The sequence below is a fragment of the Planosporangium spinosum genome, from assembly GCF_049999945.1.
Classification (GTDB): domain Bacteria; phylum Actinomycetota; class Actinomycetes; order Mycobacteriales; family Micromonosporaceae; genus Planosporangium; species Planosporangium spinosum.
The window spans coordinates 141,796-158,188 of the sequence record NZ_JBLYUB010000006.1 but is presented as its reverse complement, the minus strand read 5'-3'; the positions used below and the strand labels follow the sequence as shown (position 1 = coordinate 158,188).

General features: G+C 69.9%; 12 protein-coding genes. 7 read left to right on the top strand and 5 right to left on the bottom strand.

From position 1 onward, the window contains the following. Window positions 1–103 precede the first annotated feature (103 nt). The 7 genes from murJ (at window position 104) to ACNTMW_RS10745 (ending at window position 8,278) form a co-directional block, all read left to right on the top strand. Window positions 104–1,936, top strand: coding sequence for a murein biosynthesis integral membrane protein MurJ (gene murJ, locus ACNTMW_RS10775; RefSeq protein ID WP_426633292.1), 1,833 nt, complete (start codon window positions 104–106; stop codon window positions 1,934–1,936). A gap of 202 nt (window positions 1,937–2,138) precedes the next feature. After that, on the top strand, window positions 2,139–3,737 hold the full coding sequence (locus tag ACNTMW_RS10770) for a protein kinase family protein (protein ID WP_426633291.1): 1,599 nt from the start codon (window positions 2,139–2,141) through the stop codon (window positions 3,735–3,737). 24 nt (window positions 3,738–3,761) lie between these two features. Further along, window positions 3,762–4,427, top strand: coding sequence for an RNA polymerase sigma factor SigM (gene sigM, locus ACNTMW_RS10765; protein ID WP_426633290.1), 666 nt, complete (start codon window positions 3,762–3,764; stop codon window positions 4,425–4,427). Continuing rightward, complete coding sequence (locus ACNTMW_RS10760) at window positions 4,424–5,362, top strand: hypothetical protein (RefSeq protein ID WP_426633289.1); 939 nt, start codon at window positions 4,424–4,426, stop codon at window positions 5,360–5,362. The genes sigM and ACNTMW_RS10760 overlap by 4 nt, the downstream gene beginning before the upstream one ends. 95 nt (window positions 5,363–5,457) lie before the next feature. Further along, window positions 5,458–6,390 (top strand): thioredoxin-disulfide reductase, encoded by a 933-nt coding sequence (trxB, locus tag ACNTMW_RS10755; RefSeq protein WP_426633288.1) that lies wholly within the window; start codon window positions 5,458–5,460, stop codon window positions 6,388–6,390. Between the two features lie 25 nt (window positions 6,391–6,415). After that, window positions 6,416–6,739, top strand: a complete 324-nt coding sequence (gene trxA / locus ACNTMW_RS10750) for a thioredoxin (protein WP_426633287.1) — start codon at window positions 6,416–6,418, stop codon at window positions 6,737–6,739. Between the two features lie 363 nt (window positions 6,740–7,102). Next, a complete protein-coding gene (locus ACNTMW_RS10745) occupies window positions 7,103–8,278 on the top strand; it encodes an N-acetylmuramoyl-L-alanine amidase (RefSeq protein WP_426633286.1) in 1,176 nt (391 codons plus the stop codon). 460 nt (window positions 8,279–8,738) lie between these two features. Here the strand turns inward: ACNTMW_RS10745 and ACNTMW_RS10740 are convergent, their stop codons facing one another. The 5 genes from ACNTMW_RS10740 to ACNTMW_RS10720 form a co-directional block, all read right to left on the bottom strand. Beyond that, window positions 8,739–9,401, bottom strand: a complete 663-nt coding sequence (locus ACNTMW_RS10740; protein ID WP_426633285.1) for a GNAT family N-acetyltransferase — start codon at window positions 9,399–9,401, stop codon at window positions 8,739–8,741. Window positions 9,402–9,803: 402 nt separating this feature from the next. After that, window positions 9,804–10,676 (bottom strand): hypothetical protein, encoded by an 873-nt coding sequence (locus ACNTMW_RS10735; RefSeq protein WP_426633447.1) that lies wholly within the window; start codon window positions 10,674–10,676, stop codon window positions 9,804–9,806. Between the two features lie 905 nt (window positions 10,677–11,581). Further along, window positions 11,582–12,616 (bottom strand): ParB/RepB/Spo0J family partition protein, encoded by a 1,035-nt coding sequence (locus ACNTMW_RS10730; RefSeq protein WP_426633284.1) that lies wholly within the window; start codon window positions 12,614–12,616, stop codon window positions 11,582–11,584. After that, the gene (locus ACNTMW_RS10725) at window positions 12,613–13,905 is read right to left on the bottom strand and encodes a ParA family protein (RefSeq protein ID WP_426633283.1); all 1,293 of its coding nucleotides are present in this window, start codon (window positions 13,903–13,905) and stop codon (window positions 12,613–12,615) included. The genes ACNTMW_RS10730 and ACNTMW_RS10725 overlap by 4 nt, the downstream gene beginning before the upstream one ends. A 1,681-nt stretch (window positions 13,906–15,586) precedes the next feature. Continuing rightward, window positions 15,587–16,087, bottom strand: coding sequence for a class I SAM-dependent methyltransferase (locus tag ACNTMW_RS10720; protein WP_426633282.1), 501 nt, complete (start codon window positions 16,085–16,087; stop codon window positions 15,587–15,589). Between the last annotated feature and the right edge of the window lie 306 nt (window positions 16,088–16,393).

Below are 16,393 nucleotides of genomic sequence, written 5' to 3'. Positions count from 1 at the left end.
CCAGGCCCACCGCGCCCCCACGGCGTCGTGGAGCCGCACCGACGGGCTGGCAGATCATGAGCCAGGGTGAGTTTCCGGTGGCCGGGCACTAGTCTTCTGAGGCATGACCGGCCGGGCCGACTATGGCAACGCACGATCGTTCGACTCCGACGCGACCGTGGCGCTGCCGGTCGTCGCCCCGGGCACGCAGCCGGATGGCTCCTACCCGGCCGGCTTCGAGTCGCAGCCGACCATGGTCCTGCCGCCGGTCGCCACGCCGGGCGCCCCCCGCCCCGGCGGCGTTCCGGAAGCCCGGGTGGCCACCGGCGCGCCCGAGGCCGCGGGGAACGGCGCCGGCTCGGTCGCCCGTAACAGCGCTGTGATGGCCGCGCTGAGCGTCGTCAGCCGGGTCACCGGATACCTGCGCACCGCCGTACTCGGCGCGGCGATCGGCTCCGCGGCGCTGGGTGATGACTACAACCTCGCCAACAACCTGCCCAACATGGTGTACGAACTGCTGCTCGGCGGGGTGCTGGCGAGCGTGGTCGTGCCGCTGCTGGTCCGGGCCCGCACCACCGACCCCGACCGGGGCGAGGCGTACACGCAGCGGCTGCTCACCCTCGCGACGGTGTTCCTGGCAATCGCCACGGTCGCGGCAGTCGTCGCCGCGCCCGCCCTCACCGCGTTGATGGCGAACGCGGAGACCCCCGGCGCCGATCGCGAACTGATCACCACGCTCGGCTATCTGCTGCTGCCGGAGATCTTCTTCTACGGCCTGGCAGCGCTGCTCGCAGCGGTCCTCAACACGCGCGGGCACTTCGCCGCCCCGATGTGGACGCCGATCCTCAACAACGTCGTGGTCATCGCCACGGCCGTGGTGTTCATGCTGCTCCCGTCGGCCGGGCTGGACACAGCGCAGATCTCCACGACACAGATCCTGGTCCTCGGCGTCGGGACCACCCTCGGCATCGTCGTCCAGGCCAGCGGGCTCATCCCGGCACTGCGCCGGGTGGGCTTCCGCTGGCGTTGGCGCTGGGACTTCCGCGAGCTGCACCTGGGCGAGCTGGCCCGGGTCGGCGGCTGGATGCTCGGGTACGTCCTGGCCAGCCAGGTCGGCGTGGTGGCGGCACTCAAGATCGCGAAGATCGCCGCCGACCGGGCCGGCGCACCGGGGCCGGCGATCTACCTCAACTCATACCTAATCTTCATGATGGCCCACGGCATCGTCGCCGTGTCGGTCCTGACCGCCCTGATGCCCCGCATGTCGGCGGCCGCCGCCGAGGGCCGGTACGCCGATCTGGCCGACCAGCTCTCGCTCGGTACCCGACTCTCCTCGGTGATCCTCGTGCCGGCGACCGCGGCCTACCTCGTGCTCGGCCGCCCGCTGGGCGTCACGCTGTTCGACCACGGCAGCTACGGCCACGAGAACGCCGTCAAGACCGGCTGGGTGATCGCGGTCGCCGGCCTGAGCCTGGTGCCGTTCGCCATCAGCCAACTTCAGCTCGGCGCGTTCTACGCGATGCCCGACACCCGGACGCCGGCGCTGATCAACCTGCCGGTGGTGGCGATGCGGATCGGGGCGCAGTGGCTTGGGCTGATCCTGCTGCCAGTGGCCGGGGTGGCGGCCGGACTGATGGGTGGCAACGCGATCTCGTTCGTCTTCGCCACGATCCTGGGGTACTGGCTGCTGCGCCGGCGCATCGGGCGGCTGGGGCTGCGGGCGGTCGGCGGAACGCTGGTCCGGCTCGTCGTGGCCGCCGCGCTCGCGGCGGTGCCGGCCGCGCTCGTCGTCTACGGGCTGCGCGCCGTCCTCGACGACGACTGGCTGGGCAACGTCGTCCAGTTGGTCGTCGGCGGCCTCGTGTTGATGGCCGGGTATGTGGCGGTCGCCGTGATGTTGCGGGTGCGCGAAGTCACCGAGTTGGGCGGAATGTTGCGCGCCCGGCTCGGCCGATGAATCCCACAAAAGTCACTCTTCGTACCTCTGGTGCCGGCGTTCGGATACCCAGCGCAACGGCCGGCATCACTGAGTGACAGAGCCGTTACAAGCCGCACGCGGACCGGCGACCGCACCCGTAACGGAACGACGACGGGATATCCGGAAGGTCGCAGGCGCCAGGTAAGGTCGGTCCCGACGGTCGCCGGTAACGCCTAGGCTTATGTGCGTACCGCCGGCGCGCCGCGCGTCGCGGGTCCGACCAGAGGGAGGACGGGTGACCCAGAACGGCGAAGGTCAGGAGGCACCCGGTGGAGCCCCTCAGGTGCTGACCTTCGGCGCCCCCAGCGTGGGAGAGGTGCTCGCCGAGCGGTACCAGCTCGAGGAGCACATCAACAACGATTCACTCGGCCGGCAGATGTGGCGCGGGGTGGACGTGATCCTGCGCCGCCCGGTCGCCGTCGTCCTGCGCTACCCCGGTGGCGACTCCGCCAGCGAGATGCTGTCCGCGGCGGTCGCCGCCAGCCGCATCGTCCACCCGCACCTGGTCGGCGTGTACGACGCGATCGACGAGGGTGACCGGGCGTACGTGGTCCGGGAGTGGGTCGACGGAGCATCCCTGCGCGAACTGGTCGCCGACGGCCCGCTCGACCCCGATCGCGCCGCCACCATCGCCTGCGCGGTCGCCGACGCGATCGCGGCGATCCACGGCACCGGCATGGCGCACGGCAACATCCACCCCGGCACCGTTCTCATCGCCGGTGACGGGCGGGTCGTGCTGACCGACGCCCGCGCCGACGAGGCGACGACGCCCGAGGCCGACGTACGGGCCATCGGTGCCGTGCTGTACTGCGCGCTGACCGGTCACTGGCCACACACCGAGGCCGGCGCCACCTCCGTACCGGACGCCATCCGCGACAGCGACGGCACCCTCACCGCGCCCCGGCAGGTACGTGGCGGGGTGCCGTCCTATCTGGACGAGCTGACCACGGACCTGCTCAACCCGGCGTTGACTCCACCGACGGCTGACGTTCTCGTGGGCGAGCTGAGCCGCTTCGAGCAGGAGGGCAACCACCCGCTCTTCGCGGCCGAGGAGTCCGGCTTCCACAGCTTCGACTCCGCCTCCGCGGCCCCCGCGCCGCCCCGGCCGACCAGCCGCAAGATCGTGGTGGGGATCGCCGGGTTGATCGTGATCGCGCTCGCCGGCGTGCTGGGCGCCGCCCGGGTGCTCTCCAACCACAACCAGCCCCCGCAGCCGGGCCCGGGACGGACCTCCTCGTCGGCCCCGGGCAACACCCGTACCGGTCCCACCACGGTGTTGAAGATCGGCCCCGACCAGGTACGCATCGTCGACGACGCCAAGGGCAGCCGGAACGAGAACGACACCAACGTCAGGAAGACCGTCGACGGCGACCCGACCACGGTCTGGCGCACCGACCAGTACGACGGCTCCGCGGACTTCGGCAAGATCAAGTCCGGCATGGGCGTTCTGCTCGACCTCGGTGCCGACAAGCACGTGGTCTCGGTGGAGGTCCAGCTGGCCACCGGAGGCGCGACGCTGGAACTGCGGGCCGGCTCGACCGCCCCGACCGCCAGCGGGATGTTCGCGGTGGCCAACACCGAGGGCGGTGCGTTCAAGGTCAACGGCGCCGACTTCGCCCTGATCGGTGAGGTGAAGCGGGACGCCGGCACCACGGTCGTCCTGCCTGGCCCGCCGGACTCCACGGTCCGGTACCTCGTTGTGTGGATCACCAAACTGCCGCAGCTCAGCTCCGGGAAATACCAGGTGGGTATCCAGGAGATCAAGGTTTCCGTGCAGTGACCCCGGGGCTGGTCTCCGATCGGTATGGTTCAGTCCGTGGTGGGCGGCGAGGGCGACGCACGCGACCCGCGCGATGACGCGGAGCTGCTGCGCGCCCACACCGGCGGAGACCGGCAGGCCTTCGCCGAGCTGATCCGCCGACACCGTGACCGGCTCTGGGCGGTCGCCCTGCGGACCGTCGGGGACCGTGAGGAGGCGGCGGACGCCCTACAGGACGCGCTGCTGTCGGCGTACCGGGCCGCCGACCGGTTCCGGGGCGACGCCGCCGTGACGACCTGGCTTCACCGCATCGTGGTCAACTCGTGCCTGGACCGGCTGCGCCGGCGGCAGGCCAGGCCGACCGTGCCCTTGCCTGAGGTGGACCGGACGGTCGCGCCGACAACCGACCGGGAGACGGCGCTGGTCGTGCACGACGCGCTCGCCCAACTGTCCCCTGACCAGCGGGCCGCGCTGGTCCTGGTGGACCTCCAGGGCTACCCGGTGGCGGACGCGGCCCGCGTCCTCGGGGTGGCCGAGGGCACCGTGAAGAGCCGGTGCGCCCGCGGCCGGGCCCGCCTGGCGGTCCTGCTGGGCCATCTGCGCGACCCGGATGCGTCCGCGGAACGGAACCGGGCGCTCCCCGCCGACGTCCCATCACGGACCGGCAACGGGTCCGGGATCACCCGCGTGGGGAAGGAGGGTGGCACGTGACCGGCGACGTCGACCTCGACCGTCTCGCCGACTACCTCGGTGGAGCGCTGGAGGGCACACCGGACGAAACCGCCGTCGCACACCTTGTCGCCACCGACCCGGCGTGGACCCGGGCGCACGCCGCTCTCGTGGCCGCTGATGCGGCCGTACGCGCGGATCTGGCCCGGCTGGCCGCGGAGTCCGAGCCGGTTCCCACGGACGTCCTGGCGCGCCTGGACGCCGCCCTGGCCACCGAGCCCATCCCGACGTGGCCGGCCCCCGCCGGCGATGGCGCCGGCTCCCGCCACCTGTCGGTACTGGCGGGGGGGCGGTCCGGTGCCCGACAGCCGTCCCGACACCGGCGGTGGCGGACCGCCGTCGGTGTCGCCGCCGGTATCGTCGCGGTCGGCCTGGCCGGCACGGCGCTCGTCCCTCAGCTGGGCCGCCACGACCCGCGTACGTCCGGGATCGCGGGGTCCGACGCGGCGGGGTCGGCGTCGACGCCGCTGGAACAGCCCCCGGACCCGGCCTCCGGTGAGACCGCCGTTAGCGTCACCGCGTCCGGTACGGACTACACCCCGCAGACGCTCGCCACCCTCGGTGGCCCCGTCACCGCCTCGCACGACGGTGACCCGCCGAAGAGCCAGGCCGGACCGAACGTGCTCCAGGCACCGTCCGAGTCCACGCCGCACCAGCCCCCGCAGGAGGTGCCCGCGGCGTTGCGGCCACTCACCGATCCGGAGATCAGGGCCGCCTGTCTCAAGGCCCTCGCCGCACAGTACGGCGGCACCGCGACCTCCCTCGACTACGCGCGCTACCAGGGCACCCCGGCGCTGGTCGTGCTGCTCGACGGGACGCGGGGATTGGTCGACCACCGGCGGGTCGTCGTGGTGGGGCCGAACTGCGGAACGGGCGGTCTGCTCGTCGACGAGCGGTACAGCGTCCCGGTCGGGTGACACGGGACACGTACGGCGCCGGGAATCTTCGGTTCGTACGATGACGTTCTGGCCAGCACAGGCTGGTGCAGCCTTCCATCCGCTAGGGAGTCCACGTGGACGACGTCCGCAATCTGATCGTCATCGGCTCGGGGCCGGCCGGATACACCGCCGCGGTCTACGCCGCACGTGCCAACCTCAAGCCGCTGGTGATCGAGGGCGCGACCTCCGGTGGCGCTCTGATGACCACGACCGAAGTGGAGAACTTCCCCGGCTTCCCGGACGGGGTTCTCGGGCCCGAGCTCATGGACAACATGCGCAAGCAGGCCGAACGGTTCGGCGCCGAGTTCATCACCGACGACGTCACCTCGGTTGAGCTGGGCGGCGACCTCAAGGTTGTCCGGATCGGCGACAGCGAGTACCGCGCCAAGGCCGTGATCCTGTCCACCGGCTCGGCCTGGCGCCCGCTCGGCGTGCCGGGGGAGCAGGAACTGCTGGGCCACGGCGTCTCGTCCTGCGCGACGTGTGACGGCTTCTTCTTCCGGGGCCAGCACATCGTCGTCGTGGGCGGTGGCGACTCGGCGATGGAGGAGGCGAACTTCCTCACCCGGTTCGCCGAGACCGTCACCATCATCCACCGACGGGACCAGTTCCGGGCCAGCAAGATCATGGCTGAACGCGCGCTTTCCAACCCGAAGATCCGGGTCCTGTGGGACAGCGCGGTGACGCGGATCCTCGACGGCGGCGGCAAGGTCGGCGGTATCGAAGTCCGCAACATCAAGACCGACGAGGTGAGCACGCTGGACGTGACCGGAGTGTTCGTCGCGATCGGGCACGACCCGCGCAGCGAGCTGTTCCGTGACCAGGTCGAGCTCGACGACTCCGGTTACGTGAAGGTGGCCGCGCCCAGCACTCGTACCAACGTCACCGGCGTGTTCGCCGCGGGTGACGTCGTCGACCACACGTACCGTCAGGCAATCACCGCATCCGGCACGGGTTGTGCGGCGGCGCTCGACGCCGAGCGGTACATCGCTTCATTGGAATCGTGAGCAACAACGAGTAGGGAGAACCGAGATGGGAGCCACCAAGTCGGTGACCGACGCCACCTTTGCCAGTGACGTCCTTCAGTCGGACAAGCCGGTACTGGTCGATTTCTGGGCCGAGTGGTGCGGGCCGTGCCGCAAGGTGGCGCCGGTACTCGAGGAGATCGCCACCGAGCTGGGGGAGAAGATCGAGGTCGTGAAGCTCGACATCGACGCCAACCCCTCGACCACCTCCACGTACCAGGTGATGTCGGTACCGACGCTGACGATTTTCAAGGGCGGTCAGCCGGTGCAGTCGATCGTCGGCGCCCACCCGAAGAGCGCGCTGCTGCGGATGATCGAAGCGGCGATCTGATCCGCCCGGTACCGCGCCGGAAAGCCGTACGCTGACAGCGTCCCGTGCCTGCGAAAGGCACGGGACGCTGTCTTTGTTTAGGTTTGTGCTCGTCCCATTGGTTTTGTTCCGGCCGGGATCCGCGATAGGTTCCCGGGGGCGTCTTGCGCCGCCCGGTCCACCCCACACCCGTCGGTAGCACGGGGTTACCGCCACGGGGTTACTGCCACGGGGTTACCGCCACGGGGCTACTGCCAAAAGGGCGCGATCGGACCCGGGACGGTACGCTCCGGTGGATTCGCCCGTAACGGCGGCGCCCCATACAGAGTACCGGCACGACAAGCGTTCCCCGTCACATTTCGGGAAGGCAGAGGGAGGTCGTCGATGCGTCCGATCCGACGCGGTGACCATGGTCCGGCAGTGGTGGAGATCAGGACGATCCTCAGCACTCTGGGGCTGTTGGGGGACGCCGACGGCGGCGGCGCTGAGTACGACGCCGAGACGGAGATGGCGGTCCGCGCTTTCCAGCAGAGCCGTGGGCTGTCCGTCGACGGCATGGTCGGCGACGAGACCTGGCGGGCGCTCGACGCCGCCCGCTGGCGACTGGGCCAGCGCGGGCTCTACCACGCGGTCAGCGAACCGCTCGTCGGCGACGACGTACGGCAGTTGCAGGAGCGACTGCTGGAGATGGGGTACAACCTGGGCCGAGCCGACGGGGTCTACGGGGCGGACACCGCCCACGCGGTGGCACAGTTCCAGCGCGAGGTGGGGCTGGCGTCCGACGGTTCCTGCGGGCCCGCCACCGTGAACGCGCTGCGCCGGCTGGGCCGCAAGGTCGTAGGTGGCCGCCCGCAGCTGCTGCGCGAGACGGCCGCCTTCCACGCCTCGGGTCCGGCGCTCGTGGGGAAGCAGATCGTGATCGACCCCGGCCACGGCGGCCCGGACGACCCCGGCGTGGTCGTCCCCGAGGGTCCGCTGCGCTGGACCGAATCGGACCTGGCCTTCGACATCGCCCTCCGGCTGGAGGGACGGCTGGCGGCCGCCGGAATGCGGGTACATCTCACCCGCGGCCCCAGCCCCGCCCGGCCGATGACCAACCAGGAACGGGCGAAGCTCGCCAACGACCTCGGCGCCGACCTTCTCATCTCGATCCACCTCGACGGGCACCGCAACCCGGCGGCCGAGGGCGTCGCGACCTACCACTACGGCACGACCAACGGCGTCACCTCCACCGTGGGCGAGCGGCTCGCCGGCCTGGTCCAGCGGGAGATCGTCGCACGGACCGGCATGCGCAACTGCCAGACCCACTCGAAGACGTGGGACCTGCTGCGGCTCACACGCATGCCCGCCGTCCGGGTGGAGGCGGGTTACCTGACCTCCCCGGTCGACCGCAGCCGCCTGGTCGACCCGCTGTTTCGTGACCGGATGGTCGAGGCGATCATGGCGGCTGTGCAGCGGATGTACTACCCGGTCGAGATCGACGTGCCGACCGGCTCCATCGACGTCAGCAAGCTGCGGGCGTCCGCGGCGGCCCAGGAAGCCCGGGCGGCGGCGCACTAGAGCGCGGCAGGTGGCACCGCCGGTCCGATCGCGGCAGGCGGCACCGCCGGAGACCCCGACTGGAGGCACAGCCTCCGGCGGCACGAGCGGCGCCGACACGGTACGCAGGGATCAGGGAGCACAGGGCCAGCTCACTTTATCGCGATGCCACTGCGCCAGCGGCGCCTGTACGGTCGCCGAGCAGGGCGCCACGGCGACCTCCCCAGGGCGCACACCGTGTCGGCCGACCGGCCGTCCATCAGGGTCGTACGGGATACCGAAAGCCGCATCCGCCAGATCCGGCCGCTCGCCGAGCGTGGTTGCCCGCACCCGGTGATGATCGCTCCGGAAGGTCCCTGTGGTCCCGTGGTCCGTGGTCCGTGGTCCGGGCCGCCCGCCGTTGTGCCCCTGCCGTCCCGTGATCCCGAGGACGTCATGCTGCCAGACGCCGCAATGCCGTCGGGATCGCCGGGTGCCGGATCTAAAACATGGAGCGGGTCGCCGGACGTACCGGTCGGAGCAGCGCTTCCGGGCTCATCGAGCCGAGCAGTTTCTCCAGGGCGTACTCGACATCCGACTTCCATGACAACGCCGTACGCAGTTCCAGACGCAACCGCGGGTAGCGCGGGTGCGGACGTACCGTCTTGAAGCCCACCGAGAGGAAGTAGTCCGCCGGAGCCAGGCAGCCTGCCGGCTGGTCGTCGCCGGCCTCGTCGCCGAACTTGGCGTCACCGAACGCCTCGATCGCCTTGATCCCGCGCTTGGTCAGGTCACGGGCGACTCCCTGGACGAGCATCCGGCCCAGGCCACCTCCGGCGAACGCGCCGACGACCCGTGCCGTGGTCAGCAGAACGGCGTCGGGCGAGACCGGTGAGGTCGGGAACGCCATGGACCGGGGCACGTACGCCGGTGGCGCGAACATGACGAACCCCGCTGGCATGCCGTCGACGTAGACGAGCTTGCCGCAGGAGCCCCACTCAAGCAGGGTCTGCGAGACCCAGGCCTCCTTCTCCAGTTCCGGGTCGCCGGAGGCGCATGCCCGCTCGGCCGACACCGGGTCAAGCTCCCAGAACACACACCTACGGCAGGAGCGTGGCAGATCCTCGAGCGTGTCGAGGGTCAGATTGACAAGGCGGCGTGACATCTGCCGTTCCTCACAGAACTGATGTGCAGTCCGGTACGTCGTCCAGTCACCCGCCCGCCTCCTAGCCCCGTGAAGGATCGTACGCGGCATTTGGTAGCTAGGGGAGGGTAACGGCGGGGAGAGGCGGCATCGGCCGTTCAGAGCCACCCAACGGGGGGCTCAGGACCAGCGAAGCCGGCCAGCCGGTGGGTCCGGCCCGGCGGGGCCCCGACCAACAGGCGACGACTGCGGCCCGGCGGGGCCCGAGTCAGAAGATACCGGTCCGGGAGGACCCGCAGGTCCGGGACCGCGGACGGCGGTTCCGCCTGGCACCGCCGGGTCAGTGGCCGCGTTCTCGCCCCGGGACCGACCGGCCCCACGGTCGGTGGGTCCGGTCAACTCCGTCGACAGCGGAAACGTAGGTCAGGTCTGTGTCCGGCTCGCGGATTCCTGGCTGTCGGCCGAGGAGTCCCGCTGGCCAGGTATGGGACCGGCGGGCTCCCGGCTGGTCCGACGGACCGTCCCGTCACCGATCGGCGGAAAGCCGGCCGGCCCAGGAATCACGAGTATCTCGTCGGCATCAACGGCCCGACCGGAGAGCGTAAGAGGGGTAACCGCCGTCGTGCCACCCGATCCGCCACTGTCGGTGGCGTCATCCGACGCGCCGGTCCTGGACTCGCTCACGCCGGCCCCGGTCACACCGGACGAATCAGCCGCCAACGTGCCGATGGCCGCCAGCGAGGCGGTACCGGCCGCCTTGTCTCCGTCACCACCGTCGGCGCGCGACGCCGCAGCGTCCCCGGTCGTGTTCGGGCCACCGTCGGTGTCGCTGTCCATGTCGAGCACGTCAGAACCGGCCATCAGCGCCCCCTCGGCGGGGGAGCCCGCCCCGTCGTCCCCGTCCGGCACCGGCAAGGAGTCGGAGGCCAGGGTCGCCGGTGCCTTCCAGTCGATGCGCGGCGGCTCCGCCAGGGGACGGCCACCGAACTCTGCGAGCCACGCGGCGACGAGCGCGAGGTTCTCCCGCCACTGGTGCTCCGGTATCGGCGGCAGGATCTCATCCCACAGCGACAGGAACGTCCCACGCAGCTGGAGATGCCCGTACGGCCTTGCCAGGAACCACAGGTGAAGATGGGCCGCGCCGTCGCCCCAGCGGTTGACGTGGACCCGCGCCACACCGTCCAGAGAACGCACCGCCCGTTCCAGGCGCACCGTCATCACTCCCAGCTCGGCAGCGAGCATGTTGGGGAGGTCCCCGAGGTCGAGATGCGATCGCGATTCGAGGATGAGGACCATGGGGAGGCCGGTGGGTCGGTCGAGGCTGCGCACCCGCCACCGCTCACTAACCCAGATGTACGCCTCGTCCGGAGCCTGGCAGGCACGGCACTCTGAGGGATCGTCGCCATGCCGGGCCGGCTCCACGGCGACCGGCTCGTCCAGTTGCTTGACCTGGATGTCACCCTCGAAGGGAAAGGTGGGCCAGGCGGCGAAGCCTGGTAGGGAGCGCGGTACCTCGGACACGAGCCGACCCTAGCAACCAGGCATTCTGATGTCTTCCCCCTGCTGGTTGCCGGTCTGCGAGGGTGGTTCCCTGTGCGCCGCGCGGTCACCGGGAGGGAGTTCACCGGTTGGACCGTGACACGGGCGGCCTTCCGGGTCGATTCGATCCGTCGCTCGAGCGCCGTAGGGCGGTCGCCCCAACGCCGTTTGACCGTCACTCAGCCCCCGCTCAGGCCGTCGCCTCACCTGCGATTCGGGCCGTCGGTTCAGATCCCACTGTGGGGCGTCAGCTCAGGCACTTCCGGGCGGGCCTCCTACCTTCACGTCCGAAGGACGGTCGCGTCACTCTCGGCCGCCACCGCGGCGCTGAGCACTCGCCGGGCGCCACCGCGGCACTGAGCACTCGCCGGGCACTCGCACCGGCACTGAGCACTCGCACGGCACTCACCGCGGCGTTCGCTCCCGATCATCCGTCGCCGCTCGATGCTGCCCAATGTGGCAGACAGTAACTGATCCACCGCACAGCGGCTGACTCCGCCCGTAGTTATCCACAGGCCCACACCCATGTCTGCGTGTGGTTTCACGTGAAACCGGCGCCGATTGTGGAAAAGGCTGTGGAAAACTCTTGGCCACCGAGGGTGGGTGGAAAGATCGAAGGGGCGGCCGGAAGCCCGACCACCCCTTCGACAGCTGAACCGTGCTCAGTCCTCAGCGGCCTGTCCGTCAATGCCGATGATGCCGACAATGCGCTCCAGGTCGTCCACGGTGGCGAACTCGATCGTGATCTTCCCCTTACGGCGTCCGATGTCGACCTTCACGCTGGTGTCGAATCGGTTGGAGAGCCGGTCCGCGAGGTCGGACAACGCCGGCGCGTGGGCCTTTGGCCGCCGCTGCGGTGCGGCCTTGCGCGGAGCACCCTCTGCCGCGGCGAGTGCCACGAGTTCCTCCGTCGCGCGGACGGACAGTCCCTCCGCGACAATCCGGTGCGCCAGCTTCTCCTGTTCCTCTTCGTTGTCGAGACTCAGCAGCGCCCGCGCGTGGCCGGCCGACAGCACACCCGCAGCCACCCGACGCTGAACGTTCGTCGGGAGGTTAAGCAGTCGGATCGTGTTGGAGATCTGCGGGCGGCTCCGGCCGATCCGCTTCGCGAGTTCGTCGTGGGTGGCGCCGAACTCCTCCAGGAGCTGCTGGTAGGCAGCCGCCTCTTCCAGAGGGTTCAGGTTGGCCCGGTGGATGTTCTCCAGGAGCGCGTCCCGCAGCATGTCGTCGTCGCGCGTGTCCCGGATAATCGCCGGAATGACATCACGGCCCAGCGCCTGTGCCGCCCGCCACCGGCGCTCACCCATGACCAGCTCGTAGCGCTCCGGCTCCAACTCCCGGACGACGATCGGCTGGAGGAAGCCTACTTGCTCGATCGAGACCTTGAGCTCGTCAAGCGCTTCTTCGTCGAAGACCTGTCGGGGCTGCTTGGGGTTGGGCACGATCGAGTCGACCGCGATCTCCGCGAAGCGCGCTCCCGGCACCGGAGCCAGTTGGGATTGCGAAGCCGCCGCCGATACGAAGGACTGCGCGGAATCCCCGGCGGGGGTAGTCCCGGTCGAGGCCGGTTGGGAAGACGCGGGGGAGTGGACGGGAGCCGGCCCCAACGTGGTCGCAGCACCCGGAGCGTCCACCGGGGCCGTGGGGATCAGGGCGCCGAGGCCCCGCCCCAGACCGCCGCGACGGGCGTTCTTCATTCCTGCTCTCCTGCGTCTTCTTCCGCTCCGCGCAGTGCGATCTCACGGGCGGCCTCGAAGTAGGCCACCGCACCACGCGAGCCGGGGTCGTACGTCATGACCGACTGGCTGTAGCTGGGAGCCTCGGAGACCCGGACGTTGCGGGGGATGACCACGTCCAGCACCTTCGGGCCGAAGTGGTTACGCACGTCCTGCTCGACAAGGTCGGCCAGGCGGGTACGCCGGTCGTACATCGTCAGGACGACGGTACTCACATCCAGGTTCGGATTGAGGTGTGACCGCACCAGGTCGATATTGCTCGTGAGCGCCTGAACACCTTCCAGTGCGTAGTACTCGCACTGGATCGGAATGAGTACCTCCTCGGACGCCACGAGAGCGTTGACCGTAAGCAGGCCCAGGGAGGGCGGGCAGTCGATCAGAATGTAGTCGTACTCCGAACGTGACGCGGCGATCGCTCGGCTGAGGCGTGACTCCCGGGCCACCACGGAGACCAGCTCGATCTCGGCGCCCGCGAGGTCGATCGTCGCGGGTACCGCCCAGAGGTTCGGGATACCTTCAACGGCCTGCGTGACGGCGTCGAGCGGCGCACCGTCGATCAGGCAGTCGTAGATGTCGGGCACACCGGCGTGGTGCGGCACGTTGAGGCCGGTGGAGGCGTTGCCCTGGGGGTCAAGGTCGATCACCAGTACCCGGTTGCCGTGGAGCGCCAAGGTGACGGCGATGTTCACCGCGGTGGTGGTCTTCCCGACGCCGCCCTTCTGGTTGGAAACGCTGATGATGCGTCGCCGGGCGGGGCGAGGCATCGTTGCCTCACCGGTGGGATTCAGGATGTGGACGGCCCGTTTAGCCTCGAGAGCCAAGGGTGGTTCCTCGGTTTCACGTGAAACGTATGCATCGGTCATGGTGACCTCGGTGTCGGCGCGTGGTTCGGAGTGGGAACGGGGCGGAGGCGGCGTAGGTCGAGTCGGAACCGATGGCCCAGGTCCGCCGGGGGGCGGAGTCTCGTCGACCGATACCGCACCGCGCCCGTACACGGTACCCGTCGGACTCTCGTTCGCAGGAGAAGATCCACCTAATTCCACTCCGCGTTGCGATGTCCCAACCAAACTTCCGGGCCGAATCACCTGAGCCGAGCCGGCCTTCATCCAACCGGACGGTCCCGATTCCGGAACCTCGGCTACTTCCCAGGGCTGGGATGCCGAACTCCCCAGACCCGTCGTTTCACGTGAAACATCGTGGCCGACTACCCACGGGGCGCCGCTGTCGTCGTACGTACCGTTCTCGTGCACAGTGTCAATCCCGTCCGTCCCGGATGGCTGCACATCACCGACGCCGGCGTCAGCGCCGAGGCCGGCACCGACCGCCCGGCGGCACTACGAGAAGAGGCGACCCGTAACCCTGGCCTCATCCAGTCGCAGACGCCGCGCGGTCAGCCTACGGGCCGAGATCGGTGGAATCCACGGTTCATCCACGACCGATACGCCATGAGCCAGTGACCGGCGCATGGGCGCTCCGTGGCCGTCCCCCGATGAGCCGGGGCCGTGAGTTACCCGCCAAATGCGTAGACCGCACGGTTTTGAGGTGGATGTGACGGCTCTACGGCGGGGAATGATCTGCCGATATCGGGTGATACAGGCGCGGCCAACGCGGGGAGTCACACCCATCGGCTACCCGACGGATCAGGGGAGGGTCTGGCAACGTGCCGACGGGAAGGGACACCACACCCGGCCGGCATCAGAAAGACGGCCACCCTGGCAACTGATCTGGTGGACAGGTCCGGCCGCAGACGCCAGAACCGGCGAGCCTGCCCGTCCCAATTCAACCCACCGTTGCCGCGCCCATGCAGGGACACGTCCCGGCGCGTGCAGGCCCATAGACCTGGTCCGGGGTAGGCGACCTCGTATACCTGACCCGGCGCATATATCCGACCCGGCCGGCGATCCCACAAACCCGACCCGGGGCGGCGATGGCGTCGCCCACCAGCACGCCGGACCGATCGGCCCGCGAAGCCCTGCGCTCCCGCCACGCAAGGTCGCACCGTCATTCGTGAGGTGGGCACCGGAGGTTCGTGTGCGCGAGCTGCGGTCCGCACAGCTGAAAGCCGATCGGCGGCGGCCGGATGGGAAGCAGGGCGAGCGATGGTCGCCGAATCGCGGGCCCTGCCCGCGCCGGTCATCGGGATCTCCTCGGCCCGGTCAGCCTGCCGGAGTACACCGAGACCAACTGGCCCAGACGGCTGGTACGGGACCCACACCTGGTTCAACGCGGAAATCCGGCACCCGGCGCCGGGGCCATGGAGTCCGACGACATTGGCGGCGTACTGGATACGCCCTCGCCTGGACGCCGCGTTCCCACACCGCGAAGGATGGACCGCACTGTACGGAAAGACATCGGGTTCACGGCTCACCCAGGCGTGGCTGGTCCCGCATCGCAGTTGGCGGGACTCAGACGGCGGCACCTGCCGCCGGTCCATCATTCGACGGCAGCGCTGGACACCCCGCCGGACACGGTCCGGAGGTCCTCGACTCGCGCAGCTTCGCGTTGCACAACAAGCGCCGCGTCCATCTGGCGTTCGACCTCATCCGCCGCAGTCTGCCTGCCGTTGACGTCGAATGCGGCTACCACAAGCGGCGACACGAGCACATCGGTGACACCTGCCGGGGTACTACCGAGGCGGCTCGACGGAGGGTACCGTCGCCGGGCCGCGAACCGAGGGCGGCACCGTGCGATGGCCTCACTCCGTCGGCGAGTGAGCCCAGTTGAGCCCCGAACGCGCGCATCGAACGCCACTCACCTCCCCGGGTCACCCGAACTCCGCTCACGTGCCCCGGGTCAAGCCGAACGGTGACAGGGTGGGGGCATCAGCACCTACTGACAAGCAGGTACCACTCGTCCCGAAGGGGACCTCCCCACAGGCACGGATCTCCCAGCCGGGTCACGGTTGCCTCGCGCCTCCATCGAAGTACCAGTTCAGTTGCCTGATCCGCGGGCAGACCGCCGCCAGTCCACCAGCGGCCCTCCACGAGTACCAGTCGACCGTCGGGCTTCAACAACTCCACCCAGCGTCCCAACGCGCCGCCAAGGGTCGGGCAGCGTCCAGAGCACGTGCCTGACCAGTACGACGTCGAAGGTCGCCGCCGGCCACGGCGGTGCGGACGCGTCACCCACGTCGAACGATGCCGGCACTCTCGCCGCTGCGGCCTTCGCCCGCGCCATCTCGACCATGCGGGGCGCGAGGTCCACTCCGCACACGCGGTGCCCGGCCTCCGCGAGCAGGACTGCCAGGCTGCCGGTGCCACTGCCGACATCGGCGACCCGGGCATGGGCGGTCGGCGTCAACGGTACGAGCAGCCGAGTCCACGCGTCGCGGTCACGTCCCCCGCGGACGACGGGATCAGTCAGCCCATGGTCCGGTTCGGCGTCGAACGTCGCCGCCTGGGCGTCCCAGTACGCCGCGACATCTGCGCTCACACCGGCCATCATGCCGTGGGTACGCCTCCAGCTGGTACCGCCGGGCAAATAGCCGGTAGGGCCGGAACGGGGGCGACCGGGCACCCCTCGCACAGACATCACAGCGGAGGGGTTCGAGGGAACGGCGACCTACGGGCCGTCGAAGATCACCGGTCAGGCGGACGAGCAGGCAGCCGACAAGCCCCTTGATCAGCCCCGTACGGCACGAACACGGCCGCCTGGTAGTTGCCCCATGCCCGGAGGTTGCCCAACGCCCCTGAGGGGCGCAGAAGCCGCCGATGGGCGGGTATGACAAACCGACCGGCC

Coding starts and splice junctions, on each gene's coding strand:
- ACNTMW_RS10745 (WP_426633286.1), top strand. CDS start 7,103: ATGCGTCCGATCCGACGCGGTGACCATGGTCCGGCAGTGGTGGAGATC.
- ACNTMW_RS10770 (WP_426633291.1), top strand. CDS start 2,139: ATGTGCGTACCGCCGGCGCGCCGCGCGTCGCGGGTCCGACCAGAGGGA.
- ACNTMW_RS10730 (WP_426633284.1), bottom strand. CDS start 12,616: ATGAAGAACGCCCGTCGCGGCGGTCTGGGGCGGGGCCTCGGCGCCCTG.
- ACNTMW_RS10740 (WP_426633285.1), bottom strand. CDS start 9,401: ATGTCACGCCGCCTTGTCAATCTGACCCTCGACACGCTCGAGGATCTG.
- sigM (WP_426633290.1), top strand. CDS start 3,762: ATGGTTCAGTCCGTGGTGGGCGGCGAGGGCGACGCACGCGACCCGCGC.
- ACNTMW_RS10735 (WP_426633447.1), bottom strand. CDS start 10,676: ATGGTCCTCATCCTCGAATCGCGATCGCATCTCGACCTCGGGGACCTC.
- trxA (WP_426633287.1), top strand. CDS start 6,416: ATGGGAGCCACCAAGTCGGTGACCGACGCCACCTTTGCCAGTGACGTC.
- murJ (WP_426633292.1), top strand. CDS start 104: ATGACCGGCCGGGCCGACTATGGCAACGCACGATCGTTCGACTCCGAC.